This window comes from Allosalinactinospora lopnorensis (assembly GCF_000981225.1).
Lineage (GTDB): Bacteria > Actinomycetota > Actinomycetes > Streptosporangiales > Streptosporangiaceae > Allosalinactinospora > Allosalinactinospora lopnorensis.
Genome location: NZ_LAJC01000091.1, coordinates 1 through 17,425 on the forward strand (window position 1 = coordinate 1; position 17,425 = coordinate 17,425).

Genomic DNA, 17,425 nt, shown 5'->3' on the forward strand with positions numbered 1-17,425 from the left:
GCCGCGATTGTGGCCTCGCCCGATTCCGGAAGGCCTGGACGGCACGGGGCTCACGGCCACCGCTGCCGTGGCTGCGCGGTACCGGTGAGGACGCCAGGCCCTTACGCGGCGTCGGGCTCAACGCCGGAGGACGAAGAGAAGCGGAGGTCCTGCGGCACGGGCGGCCCCTGCTGCGGGGCGGTCCGGCGCGGGACCTCCGCTCCGGTGCGCGCTTGCCGGCCCCCCTCCGGCCGGCGAGCGCGCGTGTTACGGGAGCAGCTCGTATCGAACGGTCGTGCCGGAATCGAATCCGGGGCGGCCGGGTTTCAGCAGGCCTGTACGGGCGGGACCGTCCGGATCGGGTGAGGAACCGGGGACGGATTCAGCGCTCGGTGCCCCTCGCGTAGCCATCGTCCCTGTTCACCTCCTGCCGGCAGGAGCACGCCATCCTCGGACGGCCGGAGTTGTCCTCGCCCAGGTGATGCAGGTCAACGGCGGCCAGGAGCGGGAACACGTCGAAGTACGCGTCCAGGCCGGTGATCTCCAGCAGTCGGCTCATGTGCGGCTGCGGACCGACCAGGGCCAGCTCGACCCCGCGTTCCCTGAGGAGGCGGGCGGCGGCGACCAGGGCGTTCAGTCCGGAGGCGTCGCAGAAGTCCAAGAGGGACAGTTCCAGGAACACAACGCCGCCGGGAGGGGCGTCCACCGCCTGCAGGCCGATGATGAGATCCGGCGAGGTCGCCAGATCGGCCTCCCCCCTGACCTCGACGATCACGGCGTTGTCATGCCGGGTAAGAGTGGACAGCTGCATCAGATCCATCAATGTGGCAAGAGGCTCCATAGTCGGGTCGTCTTCGCCGGGCGGGCCGTCTTGCTGGACGCGGCGGCTGGGCAGTGCTAGCCGTGCCGCTCGCTGAGCAAGGTCTGGACGTTTCACACGCCGCCCGGCGAGGGTCTGCCGACAACGCCGGAGTCGGGCGCCGGAACACCGGTCAGCCCCAAGGAGGCCTGGTGAAGGCGGGATGTGGAGTCGGCCACGGTGCCTCCTTGCGCCTGTTCCGAGAAGCTGAGTCCGCTGACAATTCAGTGATACTGTCGTCAAATAAACATGTTTTCCACACTGGTTCAACAACGGATCAACTTCGCTGGGTGACCCATGTTGCTCCATCCGGAGTCTGATGACACCGCTGACGCCGCCAACGAGACCCTGCGCGGTCTGCGACCGGTGGTCGCGCTGATCGAGGACGAGGCCGACCTTGTCGCGATGCTGCGGGCGTATCTGGAGCGCGACGGTTTCGCCGTGGTCGATGCGCCCGATACGCGTGGCGGGCAGGACGTGCTGCGCCGCGAGCGGGTCGACCTGGTCGTGCTGGACCTGGGGCTGCCGGACGGCAACGGCCTGGACCTGCTGCGCGGCCTCCGCCGTGTCGGAGAGCTCCCGGTGATCATCGTCAGCGGAAGCGGCGCGGAGACCGATCGGGTGGTCGGACTGGAGGTGGGGGCCGACGACTACATCGTCAAGCCGTTCTCCCAGCGGGAGCTCGCGGCCCGGATCCGCGCGGTGCTGCGGCGGACGGCCACCAGGAACGCGCCCGCCAAGTCGGCGGTAATGAACCTCGGCGAGCTGACCATCGACACCGGGGCCCGCCAGGTCCGCAGCGTCGAGGGGCCGATCGAGCTCACCCCGCGCGAATACCAGCTTCTGGAGTTCCTGGCGGCGGCGCCGGGCCAGACGTTCTCTCCCCAGCAGCTCCTGGAGCATGTGTGGGACGCGGGGGGATGGCAGGTGCCCTCGACCGTGGCCGAACACGTCTACCGGGTGCGGCGCAAGCTGCACGCCGCGGGTGTCCAGGGACCGAGGATCACAACGGTGCGCAGTTTCGGGTACCGGCTCGACGCGTAAAGGACGCGGATGGCGCTGGACGAACACCGCGGAAGCGTCGCCTGCGGCGCGGGGACCGGGTTGGACTACCGCAGGCTGTTCCACGCTGTTCCATCGCCGTGCGCCGTGCTGACGCCCGACTTCACCATCGTCGACGTCAACGACGCCTACATGCGGGTGTCCGGACGCGACCGGGAGGATCTGATCGGGCGCTACGTTTTCGAGGCCTTCCCCGACAACCCGGCCGACCCCACCGCCGACGGCACGCGCAACCTGGGCCGCTCACTGCGGACCGTGCTGGCGACCGGCGAGGCCGACGCCATGGCGCTGCAGCGGTACGACATCCCGATCGGACCCGACGGGCACTTCGAGGAACGGTACTGGAGCCCCCTCAACACCCCCGTGCTGGACGAGAACGGCACGGTCACCCACATCATCCACCGGGTGGAGAACGTCACCGACTTCGTGCGTATGCGAAGCGCGGGGCGGGAGCAGCAGCAGGCCGCCGCCGAACAGCAGATGCGCGCCGACCGGATGGAGAGCGACCTGTTCATCCGCGGCCGCGAGGTGCAGGAGGCCAACCAGAAACTGCGGCGCAGCAACGAGGCGCTGGCCACCGCCGGTGCGGAACTGCGCAGGCAGCAGCGGGCCAAGGACGACTTCATCGCCACCCTCTCGCACGAGCTGCGCAACCCGATCGCCGCGCTCCGCGCCGCGAGCGAACTGCTGGCCCTGGACAGTCCCGAGGGGCACCCGGCACTGCCCGTCCTGGAGCGCCAGATCAGCGTCATGGTCCGGATGATCGACGATCTGCTGGACGCGACACGGGCGCTGACCGGCCGTCTGGAGCTGCACAGCGCGCGGCTCGACCTCTGCTCCGTGACCGCCACCGCTGTCGAGGACATGCGGCCCGAATACGTCCAGGCGCAGCGCCGGCTGCGGTTGTCGATGGCTCCGGGGCCGCTCCCGGTCGAGGGGGACCGCGTCCGGCTCACCCAGATGCTGGGCAACCTGCTCAGCAACGGCCGCAAGTACACCCGGCCGGGGGGAACGGTGGTGGTAGGGCTCGGCAGCGAAGACGAGCATGCCGTCCTCACAGTGCGCGACGACGGCGTCGGGTTCGCTCCGGAGGCCACCGAGGCCCTGTTCGAGGCGTTCGGCCGCCCCTCGCAGAGGCCCGGCGTCGACGCCGGAGGTCTCGGGCTGGGCCTGCACATCGTGCGCGGCATCGCCGAGCAGCACGGCGGGTCGGTCCGGGCGCACAGCGACGGCGAAGGCGCCGGCGCGTGCTTCCGGATCCTGCTGCCCCTGTCCGCCTCCGCGCCGGGTCCCTCCGGGCCGGCATCCCCGCCGGCTTGGCCCCACCCGCGGCCGGCGCTGCGCGTCCTCGTCATCGAGGACAACACGGACCTGGCCGCGACCTACCAGACCCTGTTGGAGAGGCACGGCGACAGCGTGACGGTCGCCCGCACCGGTGGGGAGGGGCTGACCGCCGCCCAGGAGCAGACCTTCGATCTGATCCTCAGCGACCTGGCGCTCCCCGATATCAGCGGGCACGAGGTCGCGCGCCGGCTGCGCCGCACCCTCGAAGACGGCCACACGCGGCTGGTCGCCGTCTCCGGCTTCAGCCAGGACAGCGACCGCGACGAGTCAGTGCGGTCGGGGTTCGACGCCCACATGGCCAAACCCCTCGACAGCGCCGTTCTGAACCAGATGCTGGCCCGGTGGGCGAGCGAATAGCCATGACCGCGCCGGACGCGGGTCTTCCGCACCCGCGACACTGGTGGTCCGCGCCGAACCGCGCGGACCACCGCAACTCACGCTGCTACCAGCTCTGCTGCCCGTAGCCCGGGTACTGCTGGCCGTAACCGGGGTACTGGTGCCCGTAGCCCGGCTGCTGTTGCTGCCCGTAGCCCGGGTACTGCTGGTAGCCAGCCCCGTACTGCTGACCGTTCTGGTACTGGTAGCCGGCGTAGGGGTCCTGGGGCTGGGCGCCGGTGGGGTACTGCGGGTAGGCCTGCTGCTGGCCCGACTGGTTCTGCTGGGCCTGGGCGGGCTCCTCCGAGGCAGCGGGCGCGGGACGGAAGATGAACAGCCGGACCGCTCCGCCTTCCGGGCCCTCGCTGGGGGCGACCTGCTCCAGGTGCCATCCGGCCTCTTCGATCCCCTCGAGGATGCGGGTGAGCCCTGGGCGGACCTTGCTGGTGGAGTCGTCGTAGCTGTTGACGTCCAGTTGCACGATGAACATCTTGCGCTTCTGCTGCGCGGCGACCTTCGCGTGCTCGACGACGGTACTGTCCCTCACGACCTGCGTGACGCTCATTGCTCAACCGTACCCATCTGCTGTGTGGAGCTTGTCTACCCGTTGGGCGTCGCCGATCATCCACGTCCATCGCGGAGGCGTTTCGCCGGGCCACCGTCCCATGATGCCGTGTATGGGGGATTATGGCCACACAAGGAAACCGGGTGGCCATCGACCGGGCGGCGGTCAGACCGCGACCGTCCGGACGGCCTCGGCGATCGGCACGTCACCGCCCACCAGTTCCAGGACCTGGCCGATGGTGGCCGGATCGTCGAGCAGTGCAGCGATGACCGCGGCGACGTCCTCCCGGGGTACGTCCGCCCGCTCCGCTTTCGGCGCCAGGCGGACCCTGCCGGTTCCGGGCTCCTCGGTCAGTCGGCCGGGGCGCAGGATGGTCCAGTCGAGCTCCAGGCTCCGCTGCCGGAGGTCGTCGTCCGCGGCGCGCTTGGCGTTGACGTAGGCCGCCCACACCGGCTCGGCGCCGGGCGCGGGCCCCTCGTCGACACTGATCGCCGACACCATGATGTAGCGGCGGACCCCGGCGAGCGAGGCGGCGTCGGCCAGCAGCGCCGCCGCGGCGCGGTCCACGGTGTCCTTTCTGGCGGACCCGCTCCCGGGACCGGCGCCGGCGGCGAAGACGACCGCGTCGGCGCCCATGACCTTCTCGGTGAGCTGGGTGGCGGTGGCGGTCTCCAAGTCGATGAGGACCGGCTCGGCGCCGGCGGCGCGGACGTCGTCGGCGTGGTCGGGGTTGCGGATGAGGCCGACCGGGGTGTCGCCGCGCGCTGCCAGCAGCCGCTCCAGGCGCAGGGCGATCTTTCCGTGGCCTCCGGCGATGACGATACGCATGCCCGCAGGCTACGCCCCCGGCGACGGACCGCGCGACGGGCGGTCCCAGCGGCGCGCGATCGGCGGCAGGAACGTCCAGAGAAGCATCGTGGCGGCCAGGGTGAACACGCCCAGAGCCAGTCCTGCCGCGATGTCGCTCACCCAGTGCACGGCCAGCAGCGGGCGGCTCAGGGCGGTGCTCAGGGCGATAGCGGTGGCCACGGTCCAGGCGATCGGGTGGAACCGGTCGCGGAGCAGGGGCAGCGTCGCGAACAACAGGATTCCCATGCCGGTGGCGGCCATGAGCGCGTGCCCCGAGGGGAACGACGGGCCGACCCCGGTCGCGAGCGGTTCGGCGAACCCGGGCCGGGGGCGGTCCACAGTGAGCTTGAGGATCAGGCCGAACAGGTTGGCCAGGAAGACCGTGGCCGCGGCCCACGCCGCCGTGCTGAACTGGCGCCGCAGCAGCAGCCAGCACGCGGCCAGCAGCGAGACGATCCGCATCGACCAGGTGCCGAACGTCTCCGACCAGAGCTCCACCCCGTGCGCCAGGTCCGGGGCCGGGAGGACGAACTCGTACAGCGACACGGCGATCGCGCGGTCGAGGGAGACGACCGGCCCCCATTGGGCGGAGACCAGGGCCCACAGAGTCACGAGGGGAACGGCGGCGACGGTCATGACCACCGCCAGCACGCGGCGCTGCGCGGGCAGCGGGCCGGGAGCGGCGCGGTCGCGCTCGTGGTGGGCGGGATCGTTGCGGTCCATGCGCTCAGACGTCGAATTCGGGATCACAAGAACCGTAGGTCACCTTCAGGGGTCCACCCGGCGAACCGAAAGCGAACAATGGATGGACAAAAGGCGAAATCCGCGTTCGATCCCCGGGTGACCTCCGCCGTTACGCGGGAAGGGGGCGGGCCCCGCTCGCACCTGCCGCGCGCGTGCGCCGCACCGGCCCCGTCCGCGAAGGCCCGGGACGCGGCACGGCCGCGCACCGGAGACCGGTGCGCGGCCGTGCGCGAGCGAGCGGGTCTGGTCAGCCCACCGTCCAGGTGTCGCCGCTGGCCAGCAGAGCGGCGAGGTCGCCGTCGCCCTGCGTGGTCTCGGCCGCGGCGAGCTGGTCGGCCATGAGCTCGTCGTAGGTGGGGCGCTTGATGTCGCGGAACACTCCCACGGGGACGTGCTCGAACGCGGGGAAGTCCAGCCGGGACAGCGCGAACGCGTACCCGGAGTCCTCGCGGTGCGCGTCGTGCCGGATCAGCCGGTCCTCGCCGACCTTGGCGATGTCGGCGACGGTCAGCTCACCGTACTCGCCGGCCACCACGCCCCGGTCGGCGCCGACGCGCAGCGGCTCGCCGTGCTCCATACGGAGCAGCCGGGTGTCGCGCTCATCGGGGTCCTTCAGCGGCTCGAACGCGTCGTCGTTGAAGATCGGGCAGTTCTGGTAGATCTCGACGAACGACGCACCCTCGTGGTCGGCCGCGGCGCGCAGCACGCTCGTCAGGTGCTTGCGGTCGGAGTCGATGGTGCGCGCGACGAAGCCCGCCTCGGCGCCCAGCGCCAGTGAGACCGGGTTGAACGGGGAGTCCAGCGACCCCATCGGCGAGGACCTGGTGACCATCCCCCGCGAGGAGGTCGGGGAGTACTGCCCCTTCGTCAACCCGTAGATGCGGTTGTTGAAGAGCAGCACGTTGATGTTGACGTTGCGCCGCAGCGCGTGGATCAGGTGGTTGCCGCCGATCGACAGCCCGTCCCCGTCGCCCGTGATGACCCACACCGACAGGTCCGGCCGGCTCGCCGCGAGGCCCGTGGCGATCGCCGGCGCCCGCCCGTGGATCGAGTGCATGCCGTAGGTGCTCAGGTAGTACGGGAACCGCGAGGAGCAGCCGATACCCGAGACGATGACGATGTTCTCCCGCGGCACCCCGAGTTCGGGCAGGAACCCCTGGAACGCCGCGAGGATCGCGTAGTCACCGCACCCGGGGCACCAGCGGACCTCCTGGTCGGACTTGAAGTCCTTCATCTTGTACTCGACGTCGCCGCGGGGCACCAGCTTGAGGCCGTTCGGCACGTCCCCGTTGCCCTGCGCCCGCGCGGCGCCGGATCCGTTGTCACTCGGCACGGTCGATGACCTCCTGAACCACGCCCGCCAGTTCTTCGGCCTTGAAGGGCAGGCCGCGGACCCTCGTGTAGCTGATGACGTCGACCAGGAACCTCCCGCGCAGCAGCAGCGCGAGCTGGCCGAGGTTGATCTCCGGGACGAGGACGCGCTCGTAGCGGCGCAGTACCTCACCGAGGTTCTCCGGGAACGGGCTGAGGTGACGCAGGTGGGCGTGGGCCACCCTGCTTCCCGTACGCCGCACCCGGCGCACCGCGGCGCCGATCGAGCCGTAGGTGCCGCCCCACCCGAGCACCAGCACGTCGGCGTCGCCCGTGGGGTCGTCGACGTCGAGCGGCGGTATGTCGCGCGCGATCCCGTCGACCTTGGCCTGGCGGGAGCGCACCATCAGGTCGTGGTTGGCCGGGCTGTAGGAGATGTGGCCGGTGCCGTCGCTCTTCTCGATCCCGCCGAGACGATGCTCCAGCCCCGGCGTGCCGGGCAGCGCCCACGGGCGGGCCAGGGTCTCCTGGTCGCGCTGGTAGGGGTGGAACTCCCCGTCCGCACCGTTGGGCTCCGTGGTGAAGTCCACCGAGAGGTCCGGCAGGCCCGACACATCGGGGATGCGCCAGGGTTCGGATCCGTTGGCGAGGTAACCGTCGGAGAGGACGATGACCGGGGTCCGGTACTTCGTCGCGATGCGCGTGGCCTCGACCGCGATGTCAAAGCAGTCCGACGGCGAGCGCGGCGCGAGCACCGGGACCGGGGACTCGCCGTTGCGCCCGAACATGGCCATCAGCAGGTCGGCCTGTTCGGTCTTGGTCGGCATGCCGGTGCTGGGGCCCGCGCGCTGCACGTCGATCACGAGCAGCGGCAGCTCCGTCATCACCGCGAGCCCGAGTGTTTCGGCCTTCAGCACCATGCCCGGCCCGGACGTCGTGGTCACGCCGAGCGATCCGCCGAACGACGCCCCCAGCGCCGCGCCGACACCGGCGATCTCGTCCTCGGCCTGGAAGGTCCGCACACCGAAGTGCTTGTGCTTGGAGAGCTCGTGCAGGATGTCCGAAGCGGGGGTGATGGGGTAGGAGCCGAGGAACAGCGACAGCCCCGACAGCCGCGAGCCCGCGATCAGCCCGTAGGACAACGCGAGGTTCCCGGTGATGTTGCGGTAGGTCCCCGGAGGGAGCTCGGCCGGCTTGACCTCGTAGGAGACCGCGAAGTCCTCGGTGGTCTCGCCGAAGTTCCAGCCGGCGTTGAACGCCGCGAGGTTCGCGGCCAGGATCTCGGGCTTGCTGGCGAACTTGGACTTGAGGAAGTCGCGGGTGCCTCGGTGGGCCGGTTGTACATCCAGGACAGCAGGCCGAGCGCGAACATGTTCTTCGCGCGCTGCCCGTCCTTCTTGGAGACCTCGAAGTCCTCCACGGCTTTGAGGGTCATCGACGTCAGCGGCACCTGGCTCACCTTGAAATCCGACAATGAGCCGTCTTCCAGGGGGTTCGCCTGGTAGCCGACCTTGGCCAGGCTGCGCTTGGTGAACTCGTCGGTGTTGGCGATGATGGTCGCGCCCTTGGGCACGTCGCCGACATTGGCCTTCAGCGCGGCCGGGTTCATGGCCACCAGGACGTTCGGGGCGTCACCGGGAGTCATGATGTCGTGATCGGCGAAGTGCAGCTGGAAGCTGGAGACGCCCGGCAGCGTGCCCGCGGGGGCGCGGATCTCCGCGGGGAAGTTCGGCAGCGTCGACAGGTCGTTGCCGAACGAAGCGGTTTCCTGGGTGAACCGATCGCCCGTCAGCTGCATTCCGTCGCCGGAGTCGCCCGCGATACGGATGATGACGCGATCGAGTTGCTTGACCTCTTTGGTCACTGAGATCGCCGACCTCCTATGTGAGCCGCCGGTGGCGGGGGCCGCGGCTCAGGTTGCTTCGGGGCTCACCGCCAGAATATGAGACCGGGTGTTCGCCGGGCGGGCGGTGAGACTCATGATCTTCAACCTACGCACACGTCGCCCGTGCGGTAGGACGGTCCGAGGGGGCGCCCGGATATTCGGAGAGGGCCGCGGACTCAATGGTGCCGCGCGGATGATGCCGGCTCAGCCGCGACACAGGTCGCTGGAGATGCGTCCCAGATCCACATGCCGCCGGCCGACGAGCATTGCTCCCGGCGAGGCGATCAGAGCGATAACGGCCACCCGTACAACTATAGGCGGTATGCCCACCCCTCCGGAGGGCGGGTGGGTGATGTCACACTCTCGGAGCGCGCCGGAGACCCGCCGTCGCCCCGCCGCGTGCGGCGAAGGCGCCGAACACCGGAGGGCCTCCCATAAGGCCCGGACCGGCGGACCCCGGACCGGTTCCGCCCTCTGGCGCCGTTCTCCTCGCGTGGAAGGGCATTGCGGCCGGTCCGCGCCGGTCGTCCCTGGTATGCGTGACGGTTGCCGCATTCGACCGGGAACGCCAGACCCCGACCCGCACGTTTCTAACGGTGGACATGCCCGGAGGGGCCTGGAGCCGAAAGGGGCTACGAGTCGCCGTGCACCGCAACACGATCCGCGTAGTCGGCCTCCTCGCCGGCGTGTCGGCGCTGGTCGTCGTGGCGTGCTGGACGTGCGGCGGCCTTGTCGGCCTGCAACTCGGCGTCATCGCGGCGATCGGGCTGAACGGCCTCGTGTTCTTCTTCGGCGGCTCCCTGGCGCTGCGGGCGATGCGCGCCCGCCCTGTCAGCGAGATCGAACAGCCCGAGCTCTACCGGATCGTGCGCGAGCTGGCCACGGAGGCGCGGCAGCCGATGCCGCGGCTGTACCTGTCGCCCACGCCGGCGCCCAACGCCTTCGCCACCGGCCGCCGCCCGCGCAAAGCGGTCGTCTGCTGCACCACCGGGCTGCTGCGCCGCCTGAACGAGCGGGAGCTGCGCGGTGTCCTGGCGCACGAGCTCGCGCACGTCCGGCAGCGCGACACGCTCGTCTGCTCGGTGGCCGCCACCGTGGCGACGATCATCACCTCGCTGACAGCGCTGGCGCTGCTGCTTCCACTGGGCGACTCCGAGGACGAGGACGTCCCCAGCGTGCTCGGCGCCCTGCTGTTCCTGCTGCTCGGCCCGCTCGCCGCGCTGGTGATCCAGCTCGGCGTCGCCCGCGGCCGGGAGTACCGCGCCGACCTCGCGGCGGCCGAGCTCACCGGGGACCCGATCGGCCTGGCCGACGCGCTGCGCAAGATCGAGGTGGGTACCCGGACGCACCCGCTGCCCGCCGAACGTCCTCTTCTGACGGCGGGGCATTTGATGATCGCCCATCCGTTCCCGGAGTACGGCATGAGCAGACTTTTCGCCGCGCACCCGCCAATGCCCGAGCGCATCCGCCGGCTGCAGCGGCTGGCCGAGCAGTGGGGAATCCGCTGACCGTCGCCAGTGCCCGCCACCAGCACCCCATCACCACCCACCAACCCGCCGCTTGACATAGAAGCGTCGGCGCCGGTCAGCGGTGTACGGGGCGTCGCCGACCCGCGAGGGTCGGCTACTCCTCCGGCTCTTGGGGGCGTCGGTTGTACTTGTCCAGGGTTGCCTTCGTCGTCGAGGAGTCCTGGAACACCAACTCCCACGGGCCCGTGTTCACGTCGAAGTCTTTACCGAAGCCGATCCACTTCCCAGACATGCGGCGCCCGGTCGGATCGATCAGCAACTGAATCGCACCGTGGTACCGCGCGCCTGGTAGTAGCCGTCCTCGGCTGTCCGCTCAGTCCAGGTCCCTGTAATGACGTTGCGGTCAACCTCAAGATCCATCGTGAGCGGCGAGTCGGAAGACCCCGGCAGGCTGCGGACCGTGAGCCGATTGCCGTGCTGGAGGACCACCACATAGTGGCGCCCCGTGAATGTCGTATCCCGGCCGGAGCTGAAGTACTCGTACCGGGAGAGCCAGACACCGGAGTAGTTGCCGTATCCGTTGCCCGGTTGGGGCGCCGGTTCGCCGTTGGGCGCCACGACCTCACTAGGGGAAGGCTCCATGTGACTCCCTCCACTGCTGTCCTCAGGTGAGCGCAGCATAGGCACGGACGGGGCGAAGCCAAGAGCTTCGATCGGAGTTCTCAGCACACACTCTAGTGCCCGAGCGTGCATGGGTCGGGGAGCGGTGACATCCCCGGCCTCCCAGCGCTGGACAAGGCGTTTGGAGGCTCCGGACACCCCGGCCTCGCGAAGGGCGCGTGCCAGGTCGTCTTGGCTCATGAGCTGACCCATACGGGCTGCTCGTAGCGCGCTGTTGGGCGTACTCATGCAGGAATGCTAGCCGCGCGACCGATCAAATGACACCGAAATGACGCCCCGCATGTCATCGGAACGACGCCTTGACGGACGCCGCGCACCCAAAGTTCGAAGCGCCACCGTAAGAGAAAGACCCCGGCGAGTCGGATCAGGACTCCCGGGGCGTGGCCAACGCTGATAAGGAGCGCTGACATGTCCATCCTGCCACCGCGCCCAAGTGCGCGGATTCGCCCTTACCTGGTCGCGGTTGAGCAGCGGCAGCGGGCCGAGCGGCGGTTGCGCGCGGCGTGGATCGCCAGGCGTCAGTGTTGGGCCAGTGCCGCCGATCGTCTTCTCGGTCTTCTTCCCGAGGCGGTGACGGCGTGAGCGACATCGATCCCGGCCTTTACGTCCGGGCCCGGGAGGCCGCCGAGATCCTGGGCATCGCCCCCTCCACCATGCGCCAATGGGCGCGCAAAGGCCGCATCCGCTACCTGCGCAACCCCCACACCGGATGGCGGATCTACCGCGCGGGCGACGTCTACGCGCTACGCGACACCCACCAGGAGGCGCAGCGGTGAGGGCGCGCACCTACTGCGAGATCAGGCAAGTCGACACCATGGACACCCTGCGCGCATGGGCCACCGCCATGGAGGTTCCCGTCGAACAGCGCGGGGTGACACTGGAGGACCACGACGTCTACACCGCGACCCACGGCGTGACCACGCTCGTGTGCGTGGTCCCCAACCGCCGACACCGACGACCACCCCTGAACTGGGAATCGCCCTTCGAACGCATGTAGCCCCCGCGCGCCGCCGCCCCCAGCCCGCCCGGCCCCACTGCCCCATCCGGGGCCGGGCGGGCGGTCCGCGGACGTCTCCCCACGCGGTCGGCCAGTGAACGCGCTGGTCAGCGCGCCATAGATCGGATTCCTACCGGTAGTTGACGAACTGCAGCGCGATGTCCAGGTCCTTTTCCTTCAGCAGGTTGATCACCGATTGGAGGTCGTCCTTCTTCTTGGAGCTGACACGGAGCTCCTCGCCCTGGATCTGGGCCTTGACCCCCTTGGGACCCTCGTCACGGATGATCTTGGATATCTTCTTCCCGTCCTCGCTGGAGATGCCCTCCTTCAGGGCGATCGGGAGGCGGTACTCCTTACCGGATGCCTTGGGCTCGTCGGCGGCGTCGAGGATCTTCAGCGACACGCCGCGCTTGATCAGCTTCTCCTTGAACACGTCCAGGGCGGCCCGGACACGCTCCTCGGCGTTCGCCTTGATCTCCACACCCTGCTGACCGGACCAGGTGATACCGGCGCCGGTTCCCCTGAAGTCGAAGCGCTGGGACAGCTCCTTGGCGGCCTGGTTCAGCGCGTTGTCGACCTCCTGTCGGTCGAGCTTGGAAACGACGTCGAAACTGGATTCCGCGGGCACGCGAACTCACACCCCCGAGACGGTCGTGGGCACCCGCGAAGGCGCCCGGTGGTTGTTAGGTGGGCCGGCCGGTCCGGCACCGGCGTGCCGTCCGGCCACGGCATAGACCGAGCTTAGTCCCGTGGGCTGCTTCGTTGCGCGGCGACGTCGTAGAGCGGGGCGCGTGCGACGGCGGACCGGAATCGATTTCGTGTCCGCAGTCCAAGTCCGCTATGCTCATTCACGCGTCGCGGCCACAGGCCCGCGCACACTCCAGGCAGGTTGCCCGAGCGGCCAAAGGGAGCGGTCTGTAAAACCGCCGGCTCAGCCTTCCCAGGTTCGAATCCTGGACCTGCCACCCACGGGAAACACCTCCTGACCAGTGCGTCCACGGTCAGGGGGTGTTTTCGTTCGTCCGGCCGTGTCCGGTAAAGCCCGAGCGACTACGGATGGCTGTTCCCAATGCGTTCCCACGATTGTGGGCGGGTGGCGTCCCGGACGCGGCGTATGGCCTCTCCCCGATGCCCATAGAGCCCTGTCTTTCCTGCTCAGCATCGGGGTAGCCTGGCTGGGCGGAAAGTATGCACGATTACCGCGGGACCGCGCGCGAACCGGCGGCCGGCCGAAGCCGCGCCCCTGCGGGGGTGGATCGATGCGTACCGCGAGCTGTCGAGCTCGCCGGCAGTCGACCAGGTCGAGGCGGGGGTCTCCTTGATACACGCGACTGTGATGTATGGCGCCGGGGACGTTCGTATCAAGGGGAACGCCGGTGACCGGGACGAGCGAGTGACCGACGAAGAGTACGGCACCGCCCCGCAGTTCTCGGCTTACACCGCCACGGCGCCATGACGCCGCTCCGGCGCAGAACAGCGGCGGAGTCGGTGAACCGCCGCGCGTCCGGCGGCGGCCAGTCGCGGCCGTCCGGGCGCATGCTCCTCGCGCAGGTGGCCGAGCCGCTGCGGCGGTTTCTGGCCACCGAGGCGGGCAGTGCCGGCATGATGCTGGCGGCGGTTGTCGTGGCGCTCGCTTGGGCCAACTCGCCGTGGTCGAACGCCTACGAGTCGCTGTTGCACACCGAGGCGGTGGTGCGGGTCGGCGGCGCCGAGCTGGCGATGGATCTCGAACACTGGGTCAGCGACGGCCTGATGGCGCTCTTCTTCCTGGTCCTCGGGCTTGAGGTGCGCCGCGAGCTGTCGATGGGCGAGCTCACGGAGCGACGACGCGTCGTCGTGCCCGTGCTGGGCGGTCTGGCGGGCATGGTCCTTCCGGCGCTGCTCTATCTCGCCATCAACCCTTCGGGCGAGGCGGCGAACGGCTGGGGCATCGTGATCGCCACCGACACGGCGTTCGTGCTCGGCGCGCTCGCGATCGTGGGGCCGGCGTTCTCATCACAACTGCGGATCTTCCTGCTCTCGGTCGCGGTGTTCGACGACGTGGTCGCTGTCGCGATCATCGGCGTCGTCTACTCCGAATCCTTCGACCCGGTGGCGCTCGCCGGCGCGGGACTGGCGCTGGTGGTCGTCACGTTGCTGTCGTGGCGTGGGGAGTGGCGCTACTCGGTCTATGCCGCCGTCTTCGCGGTGCTCTGGGTGGCGACCGTCGAGTCGGGGCTGCACGCGTCGATCGCCGGCATGCTGGCCGGCCTGCTGATCGGGGCGCGTCCGCCCCGGCGCGCCGACGTCGAACGCCTCGACGTGCTCTTCCGCGCCTTCCGTCAGGCACCGCTGCCCGAGGTCGGGTACTCGGCCCGCAAGGGCCTCCAGCGCACAGTGTCCGCGAACGAGCGGCTGCAGGTTGTGCTGCACCCGTTGGTCGCCTACGTGATCGTGCCTCTGTTCGTCTTCGCCAACGCCGGCGTCGACCTGCGCGGCGGGTTGATCGGTGAGGCGCTGTCGTCGCCGATCACATGGGGGATCGTGCTCGGGCTGGTCGTCGGCAAGCTCGTCGGTATCGGGTTCACGTCGCTGATCAGTGCCCGGCTGGGCCTCGGCTCCCTGCCGCAGGGCGTCGGAGAAGGGCAGGTGCTCGGCGGCGCGGCGCTCTCGGGTATCGGCTTCACCGTGTCCCTGCTGATCGCCAACCTGGCATTCGACAGCTCGGAGCTGGTCGAGGAGGCGACGGTCGGCGTCCTGATCGCCGCCGTCCTCGCGACGCTGACCGGCTGGCTGGTGTTCCGGCTCGCCTCCGCGTTGCGCGGCGAGCGCACCGCGAGCCTGCCGATGGAGCTCGACCGCCCGGTCGAGCCGGGGCGTGACCACATCCGCGGCCCGGAGGACGCTCCGCTCACGCTCGTCGAGTACGCCGACTTCCAGTGCCCCTTCTGCAGCCGCATGACGGGCACGGTCGCCGCGCTGCACGACCGTTTCGGCGACGAACTGCGGTACGTGCTCCGCCACCTCCCGCTCCCCGAGGTGCACCCCGAGGCGATGCTGGCGGCGGAGGCCGCGGAGGCGGCGGCCGCCCAGGGCGCGTTCTGGGAGATGCACGACCGCCTGTTCGCCCGCCAGGACCGGCTCGACCCGGCGAGCCTGCTCGCCCACGCGGGGGCGATCGGCCTCGACGTCGAACGCTTCTCACGCGAGCTCGGCACCGGAGCCCACGCGGCCCGTGTGCGGGAGGACGTGGTCAGCGCCCAGGCGAGCGGAGCCCAGGGCACGCCGACGTTCTTCGTCAACGGCCACCGCCAGGTCGGCCGCTACGACGAGGAGGCGCTGGCAGCGGCGTTGTCCGGCGAGGAGCGGCAGCCCGCGCACGTCGAGGAGGGGACCGGCGAGGGTCGGCCGGAGGCGCCGCCGGGACTGCCCGCGATCGGCCGGCTCCGGACGCGCCTCGCGGAGCCCTCGCCTCTCGTGCTCGATGGCATCGAGGAGACCCCGGACCGCGGCGGCGCGTTCCCGCGCCTGACGCGGGAGCAGATCGCCACGCTCACGCGGTTCGGCGAGCGACGGCGGGTCACCGCAGGAGAGCCGCTGTTCGACGCGGGCGAGCCGGGCGCCGACTTCATCGTCGTCCTCTCCGGAGCGGTCGCGCTCATCGACGGCTACGGCCACGAGAACCAGATCCGCAACGTCCACGGACCGGGTCGGTTCCTGGGCGAGCTCGGCATCCTCAGCGGCGAGGCGATGCTCCTGACTCCCGTGGCCCAGCAGGCCGGTGAGGTGCTCGTCGTCCCGGCGGAGCGCCTGCGGGAGGCGCTCGGCGCCGATCCGCAGTTGCGTGACATCATCCTGCGCACGTACCTGCTCCGCCGATCGCAGTTACTGGGCTTGACGGCCGTGAAGATCGTCGGGTCCGGGCGGTCGCACCACGCGCAGCGGCTGCGCGAGTTCCTCACCGCCCGCGATGTCCTGCACTCGTGGCTCGACCTCGACACCGACGAGTACGCCGCCGAGCTCCTGCAGGAGCTCGGGGTCGGTGCCGACGAGACGCCGGTGGCGATCACGCGCGAGCGCCGCGTGCTGCGAAACCCGAGTGAGGCCGAGCTGGCCGCGGCTCTCGACATCGAGGACTGACTGTGAGGATGTGGTGGCTTCTCCGGGGATCTGAGTCTTGGACTGCCCGACACCCGCGGGTTGTCTTTAGCCGATTCGTCGGCCGGCTCGGGGAAGCCACCACGCGCGGGTGACCGCTTCGCCGCCGATCAAGTACACCCTGACCATGTCGCACCGCACGGTCTCGGTGCCCCTCCCGTGCCGTGACATGTCCTCGTCGATGTTTCTCCGGCACGGTGGATGCCGTGGCCGCTCAGAGGAACTCAGACGGCCACAGAGCGGCGTTGGGCGGTTGGGTGGGCCCCACACCTTAGGAGTCGGCGCTCTCCCGACAGGAGGGGCGCATCGCCGGGCAGTGCCGGCTCGTCCGCGCGGGTCAACCACCGTTTCCCGCTCCGCGTGTCGCGCGTCCAGTCGCCAATTCGCTAAATGCGTCTTTACCTGCGGGAGCGATCCTTCAGATCTTCGGAAAACAGAAGGGTCGGGCCGGTAAAATCACTTTCCATCTTTTATGGCGTTCTCGGAACAAATGTACCTGACCCGGCGAACCGGACATAATCACCTTGCGGGTTTCAGTGTTGACAGCGGCCGGAGTAGCTGTAAATGATTGTGACCGTCGACCGGGCCGAGGTTCCGGTCGCGCTGAATCGAACCGCGCATAGCCTCTCCGGGGGATCGCTATCTTGGAGAAAAACGGTGTTCACCACGCCGCTTCCGGTCAATCAATAGGGACAGGGCAGCGTGGCGGCGCGGATCTGATTGCGTTTTCATGCATCCTGTTGATTGGGCCGTGGAATGCCGGTGGCTGTACGCGCGGTCCGGTTGAGAGGAAGTGAAGACCCGTAGTCCAGGTTCCAGGGTCTTTTTCTGTTATTTCAGGGGGGTTTTATGTTCCGCAAGCTTGGTGTGGCCGGTCTGGTCGCTGGTGCTGTGCTGGGTATGGCTCTGGCCGCTTCTCCGGCGCAGGCCAACGACGGCCACAAGAAGGCTCCGAAGCTCATCAACGCGCAGCAGCAGGCGCAGGAGGCGAACAGCGTCAGCAACGCTGTCAGCGAGAACACCAACACGAACGCCAACGAGAACACGGCTTCCGTTGTCGCCGAGGCCGGTGTGGTCTAGCGGCGGTTTGTCGGGGCTGTTCATGGTTGTGTGAATGGTCTTGTGGTGTGGGGGTCTCGGGTGGCTGCTTCGGTGGTTTCCGGGTGGT

16 protein-coding genes, 1 tRNA gene and 1 pseudogene are annotated in these 17,425 nt (G+C 69.5%); 9 read left to right on the forward strand and 9 right to left on the reverse strand.

Going from position 1 to position 17,425, the window contains the following annotated elements; all coding sequences use genetic code 11:
* Positions 1-361 precede the first annotated feature (361 nt).
* Positions 362-790, reverse strand: a complete 429-nt coding sequence (locus tag VS93_RS29880; RefSeq protein ID WP_162231708.1) for an STAS domain-containing protein — start codon at positions 788-790, stop codon at positions 362-364.
* Positions 791-1,135: 345 nt separating this feature from the next.
* Here VS93_RS29880 and VS93_RS23460 point away from each other — a divergent pair, with 345 nt between their 5' ends.
* Both VS93_RS23460 and VS93_RS23465 read left to right on the forward strand, forming a co-directional pair.
* Positions 1,136-1,882 carry a response regulator transcription factor gene (locus tag VS93_RS23460; RefSeq protein ID WP_046472046.1) on the forward strand — a complete coding sequence of 249 codons (747 nt, stop codon included), beginning with the start codon at positions 1,136-1,138 and terminating at the stop codon, positions 1,880-1,882.
* Positions 1,883-1,891: 9 nt separating this feature from the next.
* Complete coding sequence (locus VS93_RS23465; RefSeq protein ID WP_046472047.1) at positions 1,892-3,601, forward strand: ATP-binding protein; 1,710 nt, start codon at positions 1,892-1,894, stop codon at positions 3,599-3,601.
* An 85-nt stretch (positions 3,602-3,686) separates the two neighbouring features.
* Here the strand turns inward: VS93_RS23465 and VS93_RS23470 are convergent, their stop codons facing one another.
* The 5 genes and pseudogenes from VS93_RS23470 to VS93_RS23490 all read right to left on the reverse strand — a co-directional run bounded on the left by VS93_RS23470 (position 3,687) and on the right by VS93_RS23490 (position 8,952).
* Positions 3,687-4,184, reverse strand: coding sequence for a hypothetical protein (locus VS93_RS23470; protein ID WP_046472048.1), 498 nt, complete (start codon positions 4,182-4,184; stop codon positions 3,687-3,689).
* Positions 4,185-4,349: 165 nt separating this feature from the next.
* Positions 4,350-5,012 carry an SDR family oxidoreductase gene (locus tag VS93_RS23475; protein ID WP_046472049.1) on the reverse strand — a complete coding sequence of 221 codons (663 nt, stop codon included), beginning with the start codon at positions 5,010-5,012 and terminating at the stop codon, positions 4,350-4,352.
* Positions 5,013-5,021: 9 nt separating this feature from the next.
* Positions 5,022-5,756, reverse strand: a complete 735-nt coding sequence (locus tag VS93_RS23480; protein ID WP_052745950.1) for a phosphatase PAP2 family protein — start codon at positions 5,754-5,756, stop codon at positions 5,022-5,024.
* 268 nt (positions 5,757-6,024) lie between these two features.
* A complete protein-coding gene (locus tag VS93_RS23485; protein ID WP_046472050.1) occupies positions 6,025-7,110 on the reverse strand; it encodes a 2-oxoacid:ferredoxin oxidoreductase subunit beta in 1,086 nt (361 codons plus the stop codon).
* Positions 7,100-8,952 (reverse strand): annotated as a pseudogene (locus tag VS93_RS23490) (2-oxoacid:acceptor oxidoreductase subunit alpha). The gene VS93_RS23485 and the pseudogene VS93_RS23490 overlap by 11 nt, the downstream one beginning before the upstream one ends.
* Before the next feature lie 665 nt (positions 8,953-9,617).
* Between VS93_RS23490 and VS93_RS23495 the strand changes: the two are divergent.
* A complete protein-coding gene (locus tag VS93_RS23495; protein WP_046472051.1) occupies positions 9,618-10,481 on the forward strand; it encodes a M48 family metalloprotease in 864 nt (287 codons plus the stop codon).
* A 115-nt stretch (positions 10,482-10,596) separates the two neighbouring features.
* Here VS93_RS23495 and VS93_RS30695 read toward each other — a convergent pair whose 3' ends face one another.
* Together VS93_RS30695 and VS93_RS30700 are read right to left on the reverse strand one after the other, a co-directional pair.
* Entirely contained in the window at positions 10,597-10,761 is a 165-nt protein-coding gene (locus tag VS93_RS30695; RefSeq protein ID WP_201776732.1) for a hypothetical protein, read from the reverse strand.
* On the reverse strand, positions 10,755-11,084 hold the full coding sequence (locus VS93_RS30700; protein ID WP_201776733.1) for a hypothetical protein: 330 nt from the start codon (positions 11,082-11,084) through the stop codon (positions 10,755-10,757). Before VS93_RS30700 ends, VS93_RS30695 begins: the two co-directional genes overlap by 7 nt.
* Before the next feature lie 447 nt (positions 11,085-11,531).
* On the opposite strand from VS93_RS30700, the gene VS93_RS29500 reads away from it, so the two are divergent.
* The 3 genes from VS93_RS29500 to VS93_RS23510 are packed head-to-tail and all read left to right on the forward strand — an operon-like array spanning position 11,532 to position 12,120.
* Complete coding sequence (locus VS93_RS29500) at positions 11,532-11,705, forward strand: hypothetical protein (RefSeq protein WP_156184986.1); 174 nt, start codon at positions 11,532-11,534, stop codon at positions 11,703-11,705.
* Positions 11,702-11,899 carry a helix-turn-helix domain-containing protein gene (locus VS93_RS23505; RefSeq protein WP_052745951.1) on the forward strand — a complete coding sequence of 66 codons (198 nt, stop codon included), beginning with the start codon at positions 11,702-11,704 and terminating at the stop codon, positions 11,897-11,899. The genes VS93_RS29500 and VS93_RS23505 overlap by 4 nt, the downstream gene beginning before the upstream one ends.
* A complete protein-coding gene (locus VS93_RS23510; RefSeq protein WP_046472052.1) occupies positions 11,896-12,120 on the forward strand; it encodes a hypothetical protein in 225 nt (74 codons plus the stop codon). The genes VS93_RS23505 and VS93_RS23510 overlap by 4 nt, the downstream gene beginning before the upstream one ends.
* A 130-nt stretch (positions 12,121-12,250) precedes the next feature.
* Here the strand turns inward: VS93_RS23510 and VS93_RS23515 are convergent, their stop codons facing one another.
* Positions 12,251-12,748, reverse strand: coding sequence for a YajQ family cyclic di-GMP-binding protein (locus tag VS93_RS23515; protein ID WP_046472053.1), 498 nt, complete (start codon positions 12,746-12,748; stop codon positions 12,251-12,253).
* Positions 12,749-13,003: 255 nt separating this feature from the next.
* Between VS93_RS23515 and VS93_RS23520 the strand changes: the two genes are divergently transcribed.
* From VS93_RS23520 to VS93_RS23530, 3 genes are all read left to right on the forward strand, one after another.
* Positions 13,004-13,085: transfer RNA gene (locus VS93_RS23520), tRNA-Tyr, on the forward strand.
* Between the two features lie 523 nt (positions 13,086-13,608).
* On the forward strand, positions 13,609-16,239 hold the full coding sequence (gene nhaA, locus VS93_RS23525; RefSeq protein WP_201776734.1) for a Na+/H+ antiporter NhaA: 2,631 nt from the start codon (positions 13,609-13,611) through the stop codon (positions 16,237-16,239).
* Between the two features lie 867 nt (positions 16,240-17,106).
* Positions 17,107-17,337 carry a hypothetical protein gene (locus VS93_RS23530; RefSeq protein ID WP_046472054.1) on the forward strand — a complete coding sequence of 77 codons (231 nt, stop codon included), beginning with the start codon at positions 17,107-17,109 and terminating at the stop codon, positions 17,335-17,337.
* The last annotated feature ends 88 nt before the right edge of the window (positions 17,338-17,425 follow it).

Excerpts from the sequence above, each read along its gene's own strand:
- VS93_RS29880 (WP_162231708.1), bottom strand. The coding sequence starts at position 790 with ATGCAGCTGTCCACTCTTACCCGGCATGACAACGCCGTGATCGTCGAG.
- VS93_RS23460 (WP_046472046.1), top strand. The coding sequence starts at position 1,136 with ATGTTGCTCCATCCGGAGTCTGATGACACCGCTGACGCCGCCAACGAG.
- VS93_RS23465 (WP_046472047.1), top strand. The coding sequence starts at position 1,892 with ATGGCGCTGGACGAACACCGCGGAAGCGTCGCCTGCGGCGCGGGGACC.
- VS93_RS23470 (WP_046472048.1), bottom strand. The coding sequence starts at position 4,184 with ATGAGCGTCACGCAGGTCGTGAGGGACAGTACCGTCGTCGAGCACGCG.
- VS93_RS23475 (WP_046472049.1), bottom strand. The coding sequence starts at position 5,012 with ATGCGTATCGTCATCGCCGGAGGCCACGGAAAGATCGCCCTGCGCCTG.
- VS93_RS23480 (WP_052745950.1), bottom strand. The coding sequence starts at position 5,756 with ATGGACCGCAACGATCCCGCCCACCACGAGCGCGACCGCGCCGCTCCC.
- VS93_RS30700 (WP_201776733.1), bottom strand. The coding sequence starts at position 11,084 with ATGGAGCCTTCCCCTAGTGAGGTCGTGGCGCCCAACGGCGAACCGGCG.
- VS93_RS29500 (WP_156184986.1), top strand. The coding sequence starts at position 11,532 with ATGTCCATCCTGCCACCGCGCCCAAGTGCGCGGATTCGCCCTTACCTG.
- VS93_RS23530 (WP_046472054.1), top strand. The coding sequence starts at position 17,107 with ATGTTCCGCAAGCTTGGTGTGGCCGGTCTGGTCGCTGGTGCTGTGCTG.